Raw genomic sequence first — 15748 nt, 5'->3', positions numbered from 1 at the left:
CCTCGCCGCTGTAAGCCTGGCGCAAGCTGGGCAGGTCAAGGCAGCCGCGGCACCAACGCCCGAAACGACCGCAAGAAGACCATGACCGAAGCCCTGAACCGACCCGCCACTCCCCTGCGCCTGACCCGCCCGGTCCTGCGCCAGACGACGCTGACGCTGATCGTCGCCACCTACATCATGCTTGTGCTCAACCTCGGGTTCTGGGGCCATGTCGCACGGGTGTTCGACGATTCGCCCTTGCAGATGGCGGTGTTCGGGCTGGCCTTCTGGGCGCTGACGGTGCTGACGCTGGAATTCTTCGGCCCCTGGCGGCTGCAAAAGCCGGTGGCGGCGCTTCTGATCCTGATGGCGGCGGGGGCGCAATATTACGAACGCAACTTCGGCGTGGTGATCGACCGCGAGATGGTGCGCAACGTGTTCCAGACCACCTTTGCCGAATCGCGGCACCTGGTCACCTCGGGCAGCATCTGGCAGATCGGCCTGACGGGCGCCTTGCCCGCCGCGCTGGTGTTCTGGCCGCGGGTGCAGCGGCTGGGCCCCTGGCACCAGCTCTGGCGCTGGCCGCTGGGCGTGGCCCTGGCCTTTGCGCTGCTGGCGGGGGCGCTGTTCTCGCAATTCAAGGCGTTTTCGGCCGCGATCCGCGCGCAATCCGAACTGACCGCCACCTACCAGCCCGGCGCCACCATTGCCGCACTGGCGAAATACGGCAAGGAACAGTGGCGCACCGCCGATACGGTCGTGCGCCCCATCGGCACCGATGCCCGCCCCGGCCCGCGGCTTGCGGCGGCGCAAAAGCCCGTGCTGCTGGTGATCTGGGCCGGTGAAACCGCCCGGGCGCAGAACTTCGGCCTGAACGGCTATGCCCGCGACACCACGCCGGGCCTGCGCGAACGCGGGGTCATCAACTTTGCCGATACCCGGGCCTGCGGCACCTCTACCGCCGTGTCGCTGCCTTGCATGTTCTCGGCCCTGCCGCAGGCCGACTATTCGCGCGCGGCCTTCCTCGGGCAGGAAAACCTGCTCGACGTGCTGGCCCGCACCGGCATGGATGTGCAGTGGCACGACAACAACACCGGCGACCAGCGCATCGCCACCCGCACCGGCTGGTCCCAGGTGGATGCGACGCTGGACCCCGCGGCCTGCAAGGTGGAATGCACCGACGAGGTGTTCCTGCCGCTGATCGAACAGACGATGGCCACCATGACCCGCAACACCGTTCTGGTGCTGCACATGATCGGCAGCCACGGCCCGGCCTATTACCTGCGCTATCCACAGGAACGCGCAGTCTATCAGCCCGAATGCAAGACCTCGGAGTTTTCGGCCTGCACGGTCGAACAGATCGTCAACACCTACGACAACACCATCCTGCAAACCGATTACGTGCTGTCGCGCAGCATCGACATGCTGGCCGCGGCGGACCGGGTGGTGCCGGCGATGATCTACATGTCCGACCACGGCGAATCGCTGGGCGAGGACGGGCTGTACCTGCACGCCGCCCCCAGCTTCATGGCGCCCGACGTGCAGACCAAGGTGCCCTTCGTGATGTGGCTTTCGCCCGCCTTCCGGCAGACGATGGCGCTGGACGACACCTGCCTGCAAGCCGCCGCCCGGGCGCCGGCCAGCCATGACAACCTGTTCCACAGCGTGCTAGGCTTGCTGGATGTGACAACTTCGGTGCGCGACCCGGGCCTTGACCTGACGGCCGCGTGCCGCACGGCGGAGACCGGCTGATGAGCACACCGGAATCGTCGCCGCGCCAGGTGGTGCGGCCTCGCGGCGGCCTGCTGCACGTGATCGATGCGGCCGGCTATTCGCTGGCGGGGTTCCGCCGGCTCTGGGCCGAAACCGCCGCCCGGCTGGAGATTCTGGGCGCGGCGCTGGCAGCGCTGGCGTTCTGGTGGGCGGGGGCGGCGCTTTGGCACTGGCTGGTCGGCGCGGCGCTGCTGGCGTTGGTGCTGGCGGTCGAGGCGCTGAACACCGCCATCGAGGTGCTGACCGACCGGCTGTCGCCGGAATGGTCGCAGATGGCCAAGGATGCCAAGGATCTGGGCTCGCTTGCCGTGGGGCTGTTGCTGGTGCTGGCGGGCGGGTTCGTGGTGCTGGTGGTGACCGGGGCGGTCTGACCCCGGCTCAGCCTGCCCCCTGCCCTGCCGGCAAGGCCGCGGCATGCGCCAGCGCGGCCTCCAGCGGCAAGGGGCGCGCGAACAGGTAGCCTTGGCCAAACGCCACGTTCAACCCGCGCACGAAAGCGGCCTGCGCCTCGTCCTCGATCCCTTCGACGCAGACATCCGCCCCCAGAAGGTCGGACAACACGCACATCATGCGCACCATCGACTGCTTGCGCGTATCGGCCTGCACCCCGTCCACAAAGGCGCGGTCGATCTTGATGAGGTCGAAACTGAGCTGGTTGAGATATTCCAGCGACGAATAGCCGGTGCCGAAATCGTCCAGCGCCACGCGCACACCCAGGTCGCGCAACCGCCCGATCTGGCGCGCGGCGGCGGCGAAATTGCCGATGACCGAGCTTTCCACGATCTCGATCTTCAGGTTGGCCGGGTTCACCCGCTGGCGCGCCAGCAAATCGGCCAGTTCGGGCACGAAGGCCGGCTGCATGACCCGCGCGGCATCGAGGTTGACCGACAGGAACAGGTCGCGCTGCGGCCCGTCGGACCTGGCCCATCCGGCCAGAATCTCGACCGCGCGCAGCAGCATCTGCTGCGAAACCTCGCCCATCACGCCGATTTCCTCGGCCACAGGGATGAAGCGGCCGGGCGGCACCAGCCCCAGCTTGGGGTGGTTCATCCGCACCAGGGTTTCGAAACCGCGGGTCACGCCGCTGCGCATGTCGACGATGGGTTGCAGATACGGCACGAACCAGCCGTTGTTCAGCGCGGCCCGCACCTCTTGCCCCATCTGGGCCCGGTCGCGCGCCGCCGCCGCCTGTTCGGGCGACAAAAGGTTCATCGGCCGGCCCTCGGTGCGCGCGATGCGATAGGAACTCCAGGCGTCACGCATCACGTCCGAGGTCGTCACGCCCGCGCCTTCGACCGGCATGGTGGCGCCAGCCCAGACTTCCAGCCAGATGCTGCGGCCGCCGGCCTGAAACGGGCGGGCAAAGGCGCGGGCCAGCGCCTCGGCCACGGTGGCCACATCGCAGGAACCGACGCGGTCGGCCGGCAGCAATGCGGCATAAAAATCGCCCGACAGCCGCGCCAGATCGGCACCGAAGGGCAGGCACGCCGACAACCGTTCGGCGATCGAGGCGCGCAGCGCCTCGATCTCGCCTGTGCCCAGATCCTCCTTCATCGACACCACGCGCGGCACGCCCAGCACCATCGCGCGAAACGGCACGCCGGCCCGGATCAGGGTTTCGATCTGCGCCAGGATGGTGGCCTCGTTGGGCAGGCCGGTGGCGGAATCGATGGTGCGCAGGTCGTGCACGTCGGTCTGCGTGCCGGCCATCAGCGTGGCGCGGCCGGTTTCGTCGCGGGCGCATTTGCCGCGGCACCACATCCAGCGCCAGGTGCCGTCGGCATGGCGGATGCGGTAATCCTCGTGCAGGAACTGGCTGGTGCCTTGCAGATGCGCCCGCAGCGCCGCGCGCAGGCGTTGCACATCGTCGGGGTGGACACGGCCGAGCCAATCCTCGATCTGGCCCAGGGTTTCGGTTTCCAGCCCCAGCAACTGCCGCCAGCGCGGCGAAAACTCGGCCGAGCCGCGCACCAGGTCCCAGATCCAGACCCCGTCATTCGCGCCTTGCACCACCAGATCCAGCCGCAGCGTGCGTTCGCGCACCTTGGATTCGAGGTCGTCGGCCAGTGCCGAAAGCCCGCGGATGTTGCGGCGCACGTTTTCCAGCAACGAATTGATCAGCAGCGTCAGTTTCTGGATGTGGATGTTGTCGGTGTCGGTATCGACCGAAACGGTGATGTCGTAGTTGTCCTTGACGATGGCGCACAACTGGTCGCCGATGGAGGCCACCATCGCATCGGTCGGGGTCATCGGGCGCATCAGCTCCGACAGCCGGCGCGCCGGCGGGGCCTCGGCCATCGCGGCGGCAACCTCGGCATCCAGCCGGCTTTCGTCAGCGGGTTCCTGCGGGAAGGCAGGCCGGGCGCGACGCACCGCCATGCCTCAACCCTCGGCCGGCGCCGGCGTCGCCGGGCGGGGGGACATGCCGGTGGGCCGGCCGGCAATCGCCAGCCAGCGCACCGCAAAACCGCAGGCCTCGGCCCCGGCCTTGCGGCAGCGCAGCATCTCGATATCCACAACGTCGCCGAATTCGGCCGCCATCGCGCACACCAGGCTTTTGTAAAGCCCGCACAGCTGCAACTGCGACCTGTAGCGCACCGCGACATGGTGGGGACCGTGATCTTCCAGGTGGAACTTGTCGGCGGTGGTGTCGCGTTCGATCTTGGAGCGCATGCCGGCGCCGATCAGGGCGTGGATCTTGGCCTGCATGCGCACCAGTTCCTCGGAATTGGCCGACATCGAGATGAATTGCGGGAACACCTGTTTCACCACCTCGACGAAGGTGCGGGAAAACAGGTCATGCAGCTCGTCCGCGCCAAGGCCGGTCACGCGCTGGGTGGCGGCCAGCAGGCGGCCCATCTCCTCATCGGCATAGTTCTGGTCCATGCGGAACACGCGGTCGGGCGGCACGCCGGCTTCGCGGAACACGGCAAGCCGCAACGGTTCGCCCCCGGCCTGAAGCAGGCATTCGGTCAACGTCTTCTGGATGATCCCGATCATCGCCGCCCCTTTGCATCCGGCACGGGGGGCATCCTGGCACGGCAGATGCCAAGAAATCGTGAACGCGAACGCAGGGCGGGGAAGGCCGTGGAAATGGCTCAAACATGGCGCGCCGCTACGATGGCGCGCAAAATCGCATCAAAATGCGCAGGACCGGGAGGCCAGTGCCGCGCCGGTCAATCCAGCGCGGCGAAAAAGGCGGCGATCGCGGCCTCCAGCCGGTCGCGCCCGACGGTGGAAAAATCGCGCGCGGTCTGCAGCTCCAGCCGGCCGGCGGTGGCGGTGCATTTCACCTCGCCCTCGCTCAGCGGCAGGCGCAGCACCTGCTTGCCTCGCCCGACGGGGCGGCCGCGGGCATTTCCCCGCGGGGAAATCGCGGGGGCCGGCGCGGCCCCGGCAACGAAGCCGCGCAGGATCTCCAGCTCTTTCTCGGCGCTGCGGCGGGGGGCGGCGGCCAGCAGGCGGGCCAGCCGCGCCTGTGCCATCGGGTCGGCCTCCAGCCGGGCGGCGACCTCCAGCCCCAGGGCGCGAGGGATGGCCTCGGGGTGTTCCAGCACCTTTTCCAGCGCCTGCATCAGCGCCGCGAAACGGCGGATGTAGCTGCGCTTTTGCGGCGAGGCGGTAGCGAACAGCCGGTTCACCGCCGTGTCCAGATCGGGGCAGCCGGTATCGGGGTCGTCGGCATAGCTGCGCGCCAGCCGCGCCATTTCGGCCCAGGAAATATCCTTGCGCACCAGGTTTTCGTCCACCATCCGGCGGTAGAGCGATTCCAGCGTTTCGCCGCGCGCCATGATGCCGGCCGGGATGCGGGCATAGCGGTCGTCGCCGGTTTCCGCGTGCAGCGCACGATAGGCCGACAGCCGCCGCCAGCCCTGCACCAGCTCGAACCCGCCATCCTCGCGTGGCTCCACCCGGATCGGGTTCGACAGGCCAAGGTCGCGGATCGACTGTTTCAGGTCGTCCAGTTCCGGGTCCAGCCGCCGCGAGCGGTCGCGCACCAGCTTGCTGGTAGAAATGCTGTCGAGCGGGATCAGGTCGGTGACCAGGCCCAGCTTTTTCAGCCGCACGAATTCGTGGGCCAGGGCATCGTTCTCGGCCCGGATCGCGGCCTCCTGCTCTTGCCGGCGGCGCAGCGATTCGGCGTTTTCGCCGATGGCGGTGGCCATCGGGCCGCGGCGGACGGGCGTTTCCGGCGCGGGGGCCGGCGGCTCGTCCTCGGGCAGGTCCATGTCGAAGATGCGGCGTTTCTTGCTCATGCGCCGGTGTCCTCCAGCCGATCCCAGGCCGCACAGATGTTCGTGCGGAATTCTTCATACGCCTTGTCGAAGGTGGCGCGGGCGCGGCGCCAGGTTTCGCGGGTCATGTCGCGGTAGTCGATTTCATAGACAGAGCTCAGAAAGCGCCCCGACTGTTCCACCGCGCGGGTGTGTTCGATCGGGTGCTGTGCCACCCTGTCGCCAAAAACCTTGCGAAAGGCTTCCAGCATCGCACGGTGCAGGTCGTTGCCGGGCTCGTAACGGGTGAGCAGGAAGCGGATGTCGAGAAACGCCTTGGGCAGGGTCGATTTCCCCGCGGGGAAATCGGCAAAGCCGGCGGACAAGTCCTCCAGCGCTTCGGCCAGCTGGCCGATGAAGCTGGTGGTGCTGTCGTATTCCCAGTAGCCGGGGCCGGAGGGGATATAAAGCACATCGGCCGCAAACACCGCGTTCATCGACTGATAGCCGATGGCCGGCGGGCAATCGAACAGGATGAGGTCGTAGGCATCGTCGGGCAGCTGGTCCAGCCAGCGCGAGACGGCGGCGAAAAAGCTCCAGTCCGGGTTGAGGTGGCGGTATTGCGCGCTGGCGAATTCGACGAAGGCGGCGTTGGCGCAGCTTGGCACCAGGTCGATGGTGGACCAGCAGGTCGGCTTGATGAAGTCGGGGGCGCGCAGGTCGCCAAGGCCCATGCCTGTGATCTGCGCGGGCAGGCGGCGGCGCGGCAGGGCGGCACCCGATTCGGCACCTTGCGCGCTGCGGTTCATCCGGTCGGTCTCGCGGATCAGGTCGCGCGCCATGATGCCCCAGACGGTGTGTTCCTCGGCCACGTCGTTGAGGCCCATCGAGTGGCTGAGCGTCGCCTGGGGGTCGAAGTCGATGCACAGCACCCGGTAGCCATCCAGCGCCGCCGCATGGGCCAGATGCAGCGCCACGGTGGATTTGCCGGCACCGCCCTTGAAGTTGGCGATGGCGGCGCGGATCGCGCGCTTGCCGGCCGGGCGATAGGGCAGCAGGCTCTTGCGGTTGATCTTCATCTTGCGCCGCATCTCGTTGATCTCGTCCAGGCTGAACCAGCGCTGGCGGCCATCTTCCTCGACCTCGCCATCGGGCAGGCCGGGTTCGGCGGCCAGGCGGCCGCGAAAGGTGGACTGGTTGACCTTGAAGATCAGCTCCGCCACCTCCCAGCTGGAGAAGCGGCGAAGGGTCTTTTCCATCTCGGGCGAGAAGGTCTGCTTGCGGATCCAGCCCTGCATCTTCAGCGAGGTGTCGCGCAGTTGCAGCAGATCCTTGTGAGTGAACATCGAAGCCTCGGCGTTATTTCTGCATCGATCAGAAAATACGTGGATTTTGCAATCGGCGCAAATGCAAATATACTGCACCCGGATTTCCCCGCGGGGAAATGCCCGGCCTTGCGCCAAAGGACGCGGGCAAGGCCAAGGGCGATTCGGTCGGGGCGCCGAGGCGCCACAGGATTTGGGGGGACATGCAGCGCGGACCCCATCGGGTTGAGGGGACATTTCCGGCCCTTTGGGTGTCAGCCAGCATGTCCCCCAATACCATTGAACCTTTCGTTCCGATCGGATGCAGGGCGGAAAACGCCCCGGCTGTGGCTTGGGCTTGACAGAATCGGAAAGCAGGACGCAAATAGGCGCATGTTCGGGATTAACGTTGTGATCCCGGGTCAACCAAGGGGCCGGCAGAGCCCCCGCCCCGACCCCTGGGGCAAGGAGCAGGCGATGAAACTGGCACGGCCCGCGGGTCCGCATGCAGCGGCGCGCAAATACGACATCCTCACGGCGCTCGGCGCCTTTGCCTGTGCCGGCGACAAGCACCTGCAACGGTTGGTCCTGCGCTTCATCACGCTGATCGTGGCGCGTTACAACTGGCTGGCCGACGAGCTTGCCGTGGGTCAGGCGGAAATCGCAGCCCTGTGGGCGGTGGACGAACGCACCGTCAAGCGCGAGATGGCGCGCCTGCGCGATATGGGCTGGCTGGTGGTCAAGCGGCCGGCGGCGCGGGGCCGGGTGGCGGTGCACGGGCTGGACATCGAAGCGGTGCGCGCGGTGACCGAACCGGCCTGGGGTGCGGTCGGCCCGGATTTTGCCGCCCGGATGGGCGGGCAGGGGGCTGCGCCGGCGGCGCCGAACGTGGTGGCCTTTCCGCGCGCCGCCGTGCCCGAGATGCCGCCCGGCGCCAGCGGCTGGGACCGCGCCCGCGCCCGGTTGCAGGCCGAGGACAGCGCGATCTTTGCCGCCTGGTTCGCGCCCTTGCGCCTGCGCGAAGCCGAAGGCGGCGCGGTGGATCTGGTGGCGCCCAGCCGGTTTCACGCCAGTTTCGTGGCCACGCACCACCTGGGGCGCCTGGCCGCGGCCTTGCGCGACCAGGGGCTTGGCCTGGGGGGCGTGACGGTCAGCGCCTGAGCGGTCAGACCCGTTCCAGCGCGATGGCGATGCCCTGGCCGACGCCGATGCACATGGTCGAAAGCGACCGGCGCCCACCGCCGAATTTCAGTTGCAGCGCGGCGGTGCCGGTGATGCGCGCCCCGGTCATGCCCAGCGGGTGCCCCAGCGCGATGGCGCCGCCGTTGGGGTTGACGCGGGCGTCGTCGTCGGCCAGCCCCAGCAGCCGCAGGGTGGCGATGCCTTGCGCGGCAAAGGCCTCGTTCAGTTCGATCACGTCGAAATCGGCCGGGGTCAGGCCCAGGCGGGCCATCAGCTTCTGGCTGGCGGGGGCAGGGCCGATGCCCATGATGCGCGGCTCGACCCCGGCGGTGGTGCCGCCCAGCACCCGGGCGATGGGGGTCAGGCCATGCGCCCGCGCCGCCGCCGCCGATGCCAGGATCAGCGCCGCCGCGCCGTCGTTCACGCCGCTGGCGTTGCCGGGGGTGACCGAACCGCCGGCGAACAGCGGCTTGAGCTTGCCCAAGGCCTCCATCGAGGTGGCGCGGGGGTGTTCGTCGCGGTCCACCACCAGCGCGTCGCCCTTGCGCTGCGGAATGGTCACCGGGGCGATTTCGGCGGCAAGGCGCCCGTTGGCCTGCGCGGCCGAGGCCTTGGCCTGGCTGGCCAGCGCCATGGCATCCTGCGCCTCGCGGCTGATGCCGTAGGCGTCGGCGACGTTCTGGCCGGTCTGCGGCATGGAATCGGTGCCATAGGCGGCCTGCATCGCCGGGTTCACCAGCCGCCAGCCGATGGTGGTGTCGTAAATCGCGGCGCTGCGCGAAAAGGCGCTGTCGGCCTTGGGCATGACGAAGGGCGCGCGGCTCATGCTTTCGACGCCGCCGGCGATCATCAGCTCGGCCTGGCCGCAGGCGATCTGGCGCGCGGCGATCAGCACCGCATCCATGCCCGAGCCGCACAGCCGGTTGACCGTGGTGCCCGACACCGACATCGGCAGGCCCGCCAGCAGCAGCGCCATGCGCGCGACGTTGCGGTTGTCTTCGCCGGCCTGGTTGGCGCAGCCCATCACCACATCATCGACCGCGGCCCAGTCCACCCCGGGGTGGCGCGCCATCAGTGCCCGCAGGGGCACGGCCGCGAGGTCGTCGGTGCGCACCGACGACAGGCTGCCGCCATAGCGCCCGACGGGCGTGCGGATATAGTCGCAGATGAAGACATCGGTCATGGCGGGCGGCCTCCGGCAGGGTCGGTTCGCCCCGATTTCTACAGCCCTGCCGGGCGGTGGCAACCCTGATGGTGCGCAGGCGCCGGTCAGGGCAGGGGCGGGTAGGCCGGCGGAAAGATCGTGCCCACCGGCGGGTGGCCCCAGGTGCGGTCGGGGTATTTTGCCACCAGCCGGTCGAATTGCGCCTGGGCGCGGGCGCGCGCGGTGGCCATGTCGAGCCCCGGCACCTGGCCTTCGCGCATCGACAGGCGGCCATCGACGAAGACCGCCCGCGTGACCCGGCCGGTGGCGCCCAGAATGAGGCTGCGCACCGGATCGACGCGGGGGGCGATCAGCGGGTCGGCCATGTCGAACACCGCGATGTCGGCCTTGGCGCCGGGCATCAGGCGGCCGAGGTCGGCGCGGCGCAGCGCATCGGCCCCGCCCAGGGTGGCGGCGTCGAACAGGTGTTCGGGGGCGGTTTCGGTCAGGCTGTCGCCCATGAGGCGCGCGGCCATCACGCCCACGGCCATGTTCAGCACCATGTCGGGCGGTGCGGTATCGGTGCCCATGCCCACCCGAACCCCGAGCTGACGCAGTTTCGCCAGCGAGTTCAGCGCCGCCCCCGAGCGGGCAAAGACCAGCGGGCAATGCGCCACCGTCACGCCATGCGCAGCGTAAAGGGCCAGATCCTCGGCGGTGGCCTGCACCGCATGGGGGGCGATCAGCCGGTCGTTGAGCGCGCCGAAGGACGCCAGCCATTGCGGCGCGGTGCTGCCGTGCAGGCGGGCCATCGCCTGGCGTTCCATCAGCCCTTGCGCCATGTGCAGCCGGACAGGGATGTCGAGGTCGGCGGCGGCGGCCATCGTTCGGGTCAGCAGGGTTTGGGTGCAGGTTTCCACCCGGTCGGGCGCCAGCATGCCCTGGACCAGCCCGCCGAAGCGGCCGGCCTGCGCCCGGACGAAGGCGATGGCATCGTCGAGCCCTTGCAACCCGCGCGCCTCGTCGAAGCGCGGTTCCAGCACGCCGGGGGCGGTGCAGACCATCCCGCCCGAGCGGTAGGCCGGCCCCAGCCAGACGCGCAGGCCCAGCTCGCCCGCCGCCTCGGCCGCGGCCTCGAACTCGGCCACGGTTTCGCCCCAGGCGCGGTAGAACAGCGAGGCGATGGGCAAGGCCGAGGTGATGCCGTTGCACAGAAGCTGCGCAAAGGCGAAGCGTTTCTGAAACGCCAGTTCCTCGGGCGTGTACATCTCGTAGGGGCCGCGGTCGATGTAGCTTTGCGGCCAGACGCGCCCCTTGGCCCAGGCCGGGCCGCAATCCACGCCGAGCAGGGTGGTATCGAGGTCGGACAGCGCGTCGAGGTCGATGAAGCCGGGCGAAACCAGCACCTCGCCCAGGTCGAAGCGGCGGGCGACCTCGCCGGGGAAACGCGGGCCGACATAAAGGATGCGGTCGGCCTCCAGCACGATCTCGCCGTGTTCCAGCAGGCGGTGGCTGCCGCCGTGATGCGCGACGATCCAGCGGGCGGCAAGCGCGGTGCGCCCTTGCGGGCGGGCACCGAGGGTCAGCGATTCCAGCATCTTACGGGGCCTTCGTCAGCGATTGGCCATGCCGCGCGGTGACGCGGCCGGATTTCAGCACAAGCACGCGGGGCGCGCCGTCGACCACCGCTTCGGCCAGGGTGCGCCCCGCAAGCAGCGTCAGGTCGGCGGTGCAGCCGGGGGTCAGGCCATAGCCCTGCACCCTCATCACCACCGCCCCGCCCGTGGTGCAGACCGACAGCGCCAGGTCCACATCGGCATCGGCGCGCAGGTTGTTGCGCAAGGCGATGATGCGGGCTCGGTCCAGCATGTCGGGGCGGTTCCAGGGGTTCCAGGTATCGCGCACGCCGTCGCAGCCGGCGCCCATGCGCAGGCCGGCCGCAACCAGGCGTTTCACCTGCGGCACCTCGCGCGAGGGCGCGCCGGTGGTGAGGATCGCCACGTCCTGATCGGCCAGAGCCGCCAGCATGGCTTCGGTGCGCGGCCAGTCGGGCATCCCGAGGCAGAAGGCATGGCTGACCGCGACGCGCCCCTGCATCCCCAGCGCGCGGGTGCGTTCGAGGATCAGGTCCAGCGAAAAGGCGCCCAGATCGCCCGGTTCGTGCAGGTGAATGTCGATGCCCTTGCCGTGGCGGTCGGCCAGGGCAAAGATGGCGTCGAGGTGGCCCTTGGGGTCGCGGTCGATGCCGCAGGGGTCGAGCCCGCCGACCAGATCGGCGCCTTCGCGCAGGGCTGCATCCAGCAGTTCCACCGTGCCGGGGCGGCAGAGCAGCCCCGATTGCGGAAAGGCGACGATTTCGATGTCGACCTGACCGGCCAGGGCGGCGCGGGTTTGCAGCAGCCCGTGCAGCATGTCCAGGCCGTGGTCGGTGTCGATATCGACATGGCTGCGGATATGGGTGGTGCCGGCCCCGATCAGCGCCAGCGCGTGCCGCATCGACTGGCGGTGCGGGTCGAGGCCAAGGGCGGCGCGGGCGGCGCGCTCGTTGTCGATCATCGCGCGCAGGTCGGCGCCGACGGCGTTTTCGTACCAGTCCATGCCCATCACGGTCTTGTCGAGGTGGGTATGCGCCTCGACCAGGCCGGGAATGGCGATGGCGCCGCCGCCGTCTTCGACCGGCAGGCCGGGGGCCGACAGGGCAGGGCCGATTTCGGCGATGCGGCCGGCGCGGATCAGGATGTCGGACGGGGCGCCGCCCATCGGGCGGACGTTGCGCAGCAGAAGGTCGGACATCACGCCACCTCGCAGCACAGGCCGCCGCGTTTCCCGCGCGGCCAGTCGTAGGCGCCGGTCTTGGCGGTGCGGTAGCCCATGCCGACGATGGCTTCGGCCTGTTTCACCGCCGCCGTCACCCCGTCGATCACCGGAACGCCGGTGGCGGCGGTCAGCCGGCTGCACAGGTCGGCCATGCCGGCGCAGCCCAGCACCACCGCCTCGGCGCTGTCCTGGGTGCGGGCGGCGCGGATTTCGGCCACCAGCAGGCGAAAGGCGGTTTCGGGGTCTTCGTCCAGCGCCAGCACCGGCAGGTCGATGGCGCGCACCCGCCGGCAGCGGCGGCCGGCGCCATAGGCATCGACGAGGTCTTCGATGATCGGCACCGAGCGGGGCAGGGTGGTGACGATGGAAAACCGCGCCGCCAGCGTCATGGCCACCTGCACCGCCGCCTGGCAGATGCCGATGACCGGGCCGACCGCCACCTCGCGCGCGGCGTTCAGGCCGGGGTCGTCGAAACAGGCGATGACATGGGCCTGCGCGCCTCGCGCCTCGGCAGCGCGGATCGCGGCCAGCAAGGCGGGCACGGCCATCGCCTCGTCGGCGTAGCCTTCGATCGAGGCCGGGGTATCGGCGGGGGTCCACAGGTCGATCACCGTGCCGGGGGCGGCCACGCGGGCGGCGGCGCGCCCGGCCAGTTCGGTCATTGCGCGGGTGGAGTTCGGGTTGACCAGATGCAGGCGCATCAGCGGGGTTCCTTTGCGGGGGTTTGCGCCACTTCCAGCGCGGCCATGCCGGCGGGTTTCTTCAATTCGAACTGGCGGTCGGCAACGATGTAGTTGTCGGCGTGCAGGCGGGCCAGCGGCTGGTAGACATCGGGGTTCACATACCGGCCCCGTTCGTCCAGACAATCGTCGCGCACGGTCATTTCCACCACCTCGCCCATCACGATGGCGCGGCGCGGATAGTCGATGATCCGGTCCAGCCGGCATTCCATCGCGCAAGGCGTGCGGCTGACGAAGCGTGCGTCGATCTGCCGGCAGGGGCTGGTGTCGAGCCCGGCAAACACGGTTTCGTCGACATCGCCGGCAAAGTTGACGCCGCACAGGATCATCGCCTCGGACAGCGCGAGGTCCACCATGTTGACGCAGAATTGCCCGGTGCGGCGAATGTTGACCAGCGTGTCCTTTTCGCTGCCGTCGGGGCGGGCGCTGAAGCCGATGATGACGATGGGCGGTTCATGCGCGAAGACGTTGAAAAAGCTCATCGGGGCGGCGTTGGTGTGGCCCGCCGCCGCCCGTGTGGTGACCAGCGCGATGGGGCGCGGCCCGATGAAGTTGGTGAGCAGGCGGTAACGGTCCTGCGCGGGCAGGGCGGTAAAGTCGAAGTTCATCATCCGGCCTTTCGCAGCGGTTCCGCCTGTTTGCGCCCTTCCTGCACCGCGTGGCAACGCACCTGCGCGGCCCCCTTAGCCAGGAAAAGCGGCGTTTCGCTGCGGCAGCGCGCGTCGGCCAGCGGGCAGCGCGGGTGGAAGTGGCACCCCGGCGGCGGGATGATGGGGTTGGGCACCTCGCCGGCGGGGCGGTCGATGTCGCGGTTCTTCATGCCGATGTCGGGGATCGTGTCCAGCAACAGCCGGGTATAGGGGTGCTGCGGGCGGGCAAAGATGTCGGCCGCCGGCGCAAGTTCCACCAGCCGGCCCAGATACATCACCCCGATCCAGTCCGAGATGTAGTTGACCACCGCCAGGTCGTGGCTGATGAACAGGTAGGTCAGGCCAAGTTCGCGCTGCAAGTCGCGCATCAGGTTCAGGATCTGCGCCTGCACGCTGACGTCCAGCGCGCTGGTGGGTTCGTCGCAGACCAGAAACTCGGGCCTGGTGGAAATGGCGCGTGCGATGGAAATGCGCTGGCGCTGGCCGCCGGAAAACTCGTGCGGGAACTTTTCGCCATCTGCCGCCGAAAGGCCCACGAACTCCAGCAGGCGGTCCACCTCGCGGCGGCGTGCCGCCGGGTCGGGGTGGGTGCCGAAGGATTTCATCGGTTCGCCGATGATGCGCGCCACGCGCCAGCGCGGGTTGAGGCTGGCGTAGGGATCCTGAAAGATCATCTGCATCCGCCGCCGGGTTTCGGGCGGGCTGCCGGCGGGGCGGCCGGCCAGTTCCACGCCGTCGAACCGGATGCTGCCGCCACTGGGGCGCGTCAGCCCCATCAGCAGCTTGGCCACGGTGGACTTGCCGCAACCGGATTCGCCCACGAGGCTGAGCGTCTGGCCGCGGGCGATGCTGAAATCCACCCCGTCGACGGCATGGACGAATTGCCGGGGGCTGCGGTCCAGCATGCGGCTGAGGAACGGGCGCGACAGGTCGAAGGTCTTTTTCAGGCCGGCGACCTGGATCAGGGCTTGGGTCATGCGGGCACTCCTTGCGCCAGATGGCAGGCGACCTGGGCCGGGCCTTCGCCGCGCAGGGCGGGGCGTTCGGCAGTGCAGCGGCTCATGCGGTGCGGGCAGCGGGGGGCAAAGGCGCAGCCGGCGGGCCGGGCGGCCGGGCGGGGCATGGCACCTTCGATCTGGGGCAGCACCTCGGGGCGCGGCCCGATGCGCGGGATCGAGGCCATGAGCCCCGCGGTATAGGGGTGCTGCGGGCGGGTCAGCACCTGGGCCACCGGCCCGACCTCGACGATGCGGCCGGCATACATCACCGCCACGCGGTCGGCGGTTTCGGCGATGACGCCCATGTCATGCGTGACCAGAATGACCGCCGCCCCGGTTTCGCGCGCGAGACGCCGCAGGAGCGCGATGATCTGCGCCTGCACCGAAACATCCAGCGCCGTCGTCGGCTCATCCGCGATGATGAGGCGTGGTTCCGCGCACAGGGCCAGCGCAATCACCACGCGCTGCCGCATCCCGCCGGAATACTGGTGGGGGTAGGTGTCGATCCGCTTTTCCGGGGCGGGGATGCCCACGCGGCGCAACCAGTCGATCGCGCGTTCCCGGGCCTGTTCGCGCGTCAGCGGCAGGTGGGTGCGGATGGTTTCGATCAGCTGGTCGCCCACGGTCAGCACCGGGTTCAGGCTGGTCAGCGGATCCTGGAAGATCGCGCCGATCTTGCGGCCGCGGATCCTGCGCATGGCGGCGGGGGGCAGGGTGTCGATGCGCTCCCCCTCCAGCCGGATTTCGCCCTGGCTGATGTAGCCGGGCGGTTCCAGCAGGCCGATGATGGCGGCGCCGGTCATCGACTTGCCCGCGCCGCTTTCGCCGACCATGCCCAGGATTTCGCCGGGTTCGACATGGATCGACACGTTCTCGATGGCGTTGGTGGCGCCGTGACGGCTGGGAAAGGTCACGGTCAGGTTTTCGACGGTGAGCAAGGCCATGAC

The 15748-nt window shown here is 69.2% G+C and carries 14 protein-coding genes; 3 read left to right on the top strand and 11 right to left on the bottom strand.

The genetic code is table 11. From position 1 onward, the window contains the following. The first annotated feature begins 81 nt into the window (after positions 1-81). Both ACK4S2_RS02575 and ACK4S2_RS02570 read left to right on the top strand, forming a co-directional pair. Positions 82-1731 carry a phosphoethanolamine transferase gene (locus ACK4S2_RS02575; RefSeq protein ID WP_409620008.1) on the top strand — a complete coding sequence of 550 codons (1650 nt, stop codon included), beginning with the start codon at positions 82-84 and terminating at the stop codon, positions 1729-1731. Beyond that, positions 1731-2123 (top strand): diacylglycerol kinase, encoded by a 393-nt coding sequence (locus ACK4S2_RS02570; protein ID WP_409620006.1) that lies wholly within the window; start codon positions 1731-1733, stop codon positions 2121-2123. Before ACK4S2_RS02575 ends, ACK4S2_RS02570 begins: the two co-directional genes overlap by 1 nt. Positions 2124-2130: 7 nt before the next feature. Here ACK4S2_RS02570 and ACK4S2_RS02565 read toward each other — a convergent pair whose 3' ends face one another. The 4 genes from ACK4S2_RS02565 to ACK4S2_RS02550 form a co-directional block, all read right to left on the bottom strand. After that, on the bottom strand, positions 2131-4131 hold the full coding sequence (locus tag ACK4S2_RS02565) for a putative bifunctional diguanylate cyclase/phosphodiesterase (protein WP_409620004.1): 2001 nt from the start codon (positions 4129-4131) through the stop codon (positions 2131-2133). Between the two features lie 3 nt (positions 4132-4134). Next, positions 4135-4752, bottom strand: coding sequence for a heme NO-binding domain-containing protein (locus ACK4S2_RS02560; RefSeq protein ID WP_409620002.1), 618 nt, complete (start codon positions 4750-4752; stop codon positions 4135-4137). 176 nt (positions 4753-4928) lie between these two features. Further along, the gene (locus tag ACK4S2_RS02555; protein WP_409620000.1) at positions 4929-6008 is read right to left on the bottom strand and encodes a ParB/RepB/Spo0J family partition protein; all 1080 of its coding nucleotides are present in this window, start codon (positions 6006-6008) and stop codon (positions 4929-4931) included. After that, positions 6005-7312 carry an AAA family ATPase gene (locus ACK4S2_RS02550; RefSeq protein ID WP_409619998.1) on the bottom strand — a complete coding sequence of 436 codons (1308 nt, stop codon included), beginning with the start codon at positions 7310-7312 and terminating at the stop codon, positions 6005-6007. The genes ACK4S2_RS02555 and ACK4S2_RS02550 overlap by 4 nt, the downstream gene beginning before the upstream one ends. A 435-nt stretch (positions 7313-7747) precedes the next feature. On the opposite strand from ACK4S2_RS02550, the gene ACK4S2_RS02545 reads away from it, so the two are divergent. Continuing rightward, positions 7748-8431, top strand: coding sequence for a DnaA N-terminal domain-containing protein (locus ACK4S2_RS02545; protein ID WP_409619996.1), 684 nt, complete (start codon positions 7748-7750; stop codon positions 8429-8431). A 4-nt stretch (positions 8432-8435) separates the two neighbouring features. Here ACK4S2_RS02545 and pcaF read toward each other — a convergent pair whose 3' ends face one another. The 7 genes from pcaF to ACK4S2_RS02510 form a co-directional block, all read right to left on the bottom strand. After that, complete coding sequence (pcaF, locus tag ACK4S2_RS02540) at positions 8436-9635, bottom strand: 3-oxoadipyl-CoA thiolase (RefSeq protein ID WP_409619994.1); 1200 nt, start codon at positions 9633-9635, stop codon at positions 8436-8438. A gap of 86 nt (positions 9636-9721) precedes the next feature. Next, positions 9722-11194, bottom strand: coding sequence for an amidohydrolase family protein (locus ACK4S2_RS02535; protein ID WP_409619992.1), 1473 nt, complete (start codon positions 11192-11194; stop codon positions 9722-9724). 1 nt (position 11195) lies between these two features. Beyond that, positions 11196-12389 carry an amidohydrolase family protein gene (locus ACK4S2_RS02530; RefSeq protein WP_409619990.1) on the bottom strand — a complete coding sequence of 398 codons (1194 nt, stop codon included), beginning with the start codon at positions 12387-12389 and terminating at the stop codon, positions 11196-11198. Beyond that, positions 12389-13114 carry an aspartate/glutamate racemase family protein gene (locus tag ACK4S2_RS02525; RefSeq protein WP_409619988.1) on the bottom strand — a complete coding sequence of 242 codons (726 nt, stop codon included), beginning with the start codon at positions 13112-13114 and terminating at the stop codon, positions 12389-12391. The genes ACK4S2_RS02530 and ACK4S2_RS02525 overlap by 1 nt, the downstream gene beginning before the upstream one ends. Continuing rightward, positions 13114-13764, bottom strand: a complete 651-nt coding sequence (locus tag ACK4S2_RS02520; protein ID WP_409619986.1) for a flavin reductase family protein — start codon at positions 13762-13764, stop codon at positions 13114-13116. Before ACK4S2_RS02520 ends, ACK4S2_RS02525 begins: the two co-directional genes overlap by 1 nt. Beyond that, positions 13761-14780: an ABC transporter ATP-binding protein gene (locus tag ACK4S2_RS02515; protein WP_409619984.1), complete on the bottom strand. Its 1020-nt coding sequence runs from the start codon at positions 14778-14780 to the stop codon at positions 13761-13763. The genes ACK4S2_RS02520 and ACK4S2_RS02515 overlap by 4 nt, the downstream gene beginning before the upstream one ends. Beyond that, on the bottom strand, positions 14777-15745 hold the full coding sequence (locus ACK4S2_RS02510; RefSeq protein ID WP_409619982.1) for an ABC transporter ATP-binding protein: 969 nt from the start codon (positions 15743-15745) through the stop codon (positions 14777-14779). Before ACK4S2_RS02510 ends, ACK4S2_RS02515 begins: the two co-directional genes overlap by 4 nt. Between the last annotated feature and the right edge of the window lie 3 nt (positions 15746-15748).

Origin of the sequence: Gemmobacter sp., from assembly GCF_046292685.1 — a bacterium.
Classification (GTDB): Bacteria; Pseudomonadota; Alphaproteobacteria; order Rhodobacterales; family Rhodobacteraceae; genus Wagnerdoeblera.
Note: the sequence above shows the minus strand (reverse complement) of the source record. Positions and strands in the feature narration are given on the sequence as shown.

Coding starts and splice junctions, on each gene's coding strand:
- pcaF (WP_409619994.1), bottom strand. CDS start 9,635: ATGACCGATGTCTTCATCTGCGACTATATCCGCACGCCCGTCGGGCGC.
- ACK4S2_RS02550 (WP_409619998.1), bottom strand. CDS start 7,312: ATGTTCACTCACAAGGATCTGCTGCAACTGCGCGACACCTCGCTGAAG.
- ACK4S2_RS02545 (WP_409619996.1), top strand. CDS start 7,748: ATGAAACTGGCACGGCCCGCGGGTCCGCATGCAGCGGCGCGCAAATAC.
- ACK4S2_RS02520 (WP_409619986.1), bottom strand. CDS start 13,764: ATGATGAACTTCGACTTTACCGCCCTGCCCGCGCAGGACCGTTACCGC.
- ACK4S2_RS02530 (WP_409619990.1), bottom strand. CDS start 12,389: ATGTCCGACCTTCTGCTGCGCAACGTCCGCCCGATGGGCGGCGCCCCG.
- ACK4S2_RS02510 (WP_409619982.1), bottom strand. CDS start 15,745: ATGGCCTTGCTCACCGTCGAAAACCTGACCGTGACCTTTCCCAGCCGT.
- ACK4S2_RS02525 (WP_409619988.1), bottom strand. CDS start 13,114: ATGCGCCTGCATCTGGTCAACCCGAACTCCACCCGCGCAATGACCGAA.
- ACK4S2_RS02570 (WP_409620006.1), top strand. CDS start 1,731: ATGAGCACACCGGAATCGTCGCCGCGCCAGGTGGTGCGGCCTCGCGGC.
- ACK4S2_RS02515 (WP_409619984.1), bottom strand. CDS start 14,780: ATGACCCAAGCCCTGATCCAGGTCGCCGGCCTGAAAAAGACCTTCGAC.
- ACK4S2_RS02555 (WP_409620000.1), bottom strand. CDS start 6,008: ATGAGCAAGAAACGCCGCATCTTCGACATGGACCTGCCCGAGGACGAG.
- ACK4S2_RS02565 (WP_409620004.1), bottom strand. CDS start 4,131: ATGGCGGTGCGTCGCGCCCGGCCTGCCTTCCCGCAGGAACCCGCTGAC.
- ACK4S2_RS02575 (WP_409620008.1), top strand. CDS start 82: ATGACCGAAGCCCTGAACCGACCCGCCACTCCCCTGCGCCTGACCCGC.
- ACK4S2_RS02560 (WP_409620002.1), bottom strand. CDS start 4,752: ATGATCGGGATCATCCAGAAGACGTTGACCGAATGCCTGCTTCAGGCC.
- ACK4S2_RS02535 (WP_409619992.1), bottom strand. CDS start 11,194: ATGCTGGAATCGCTGACCCTCGGTGCCCGCCCGCAAGGGCGCACCGCG.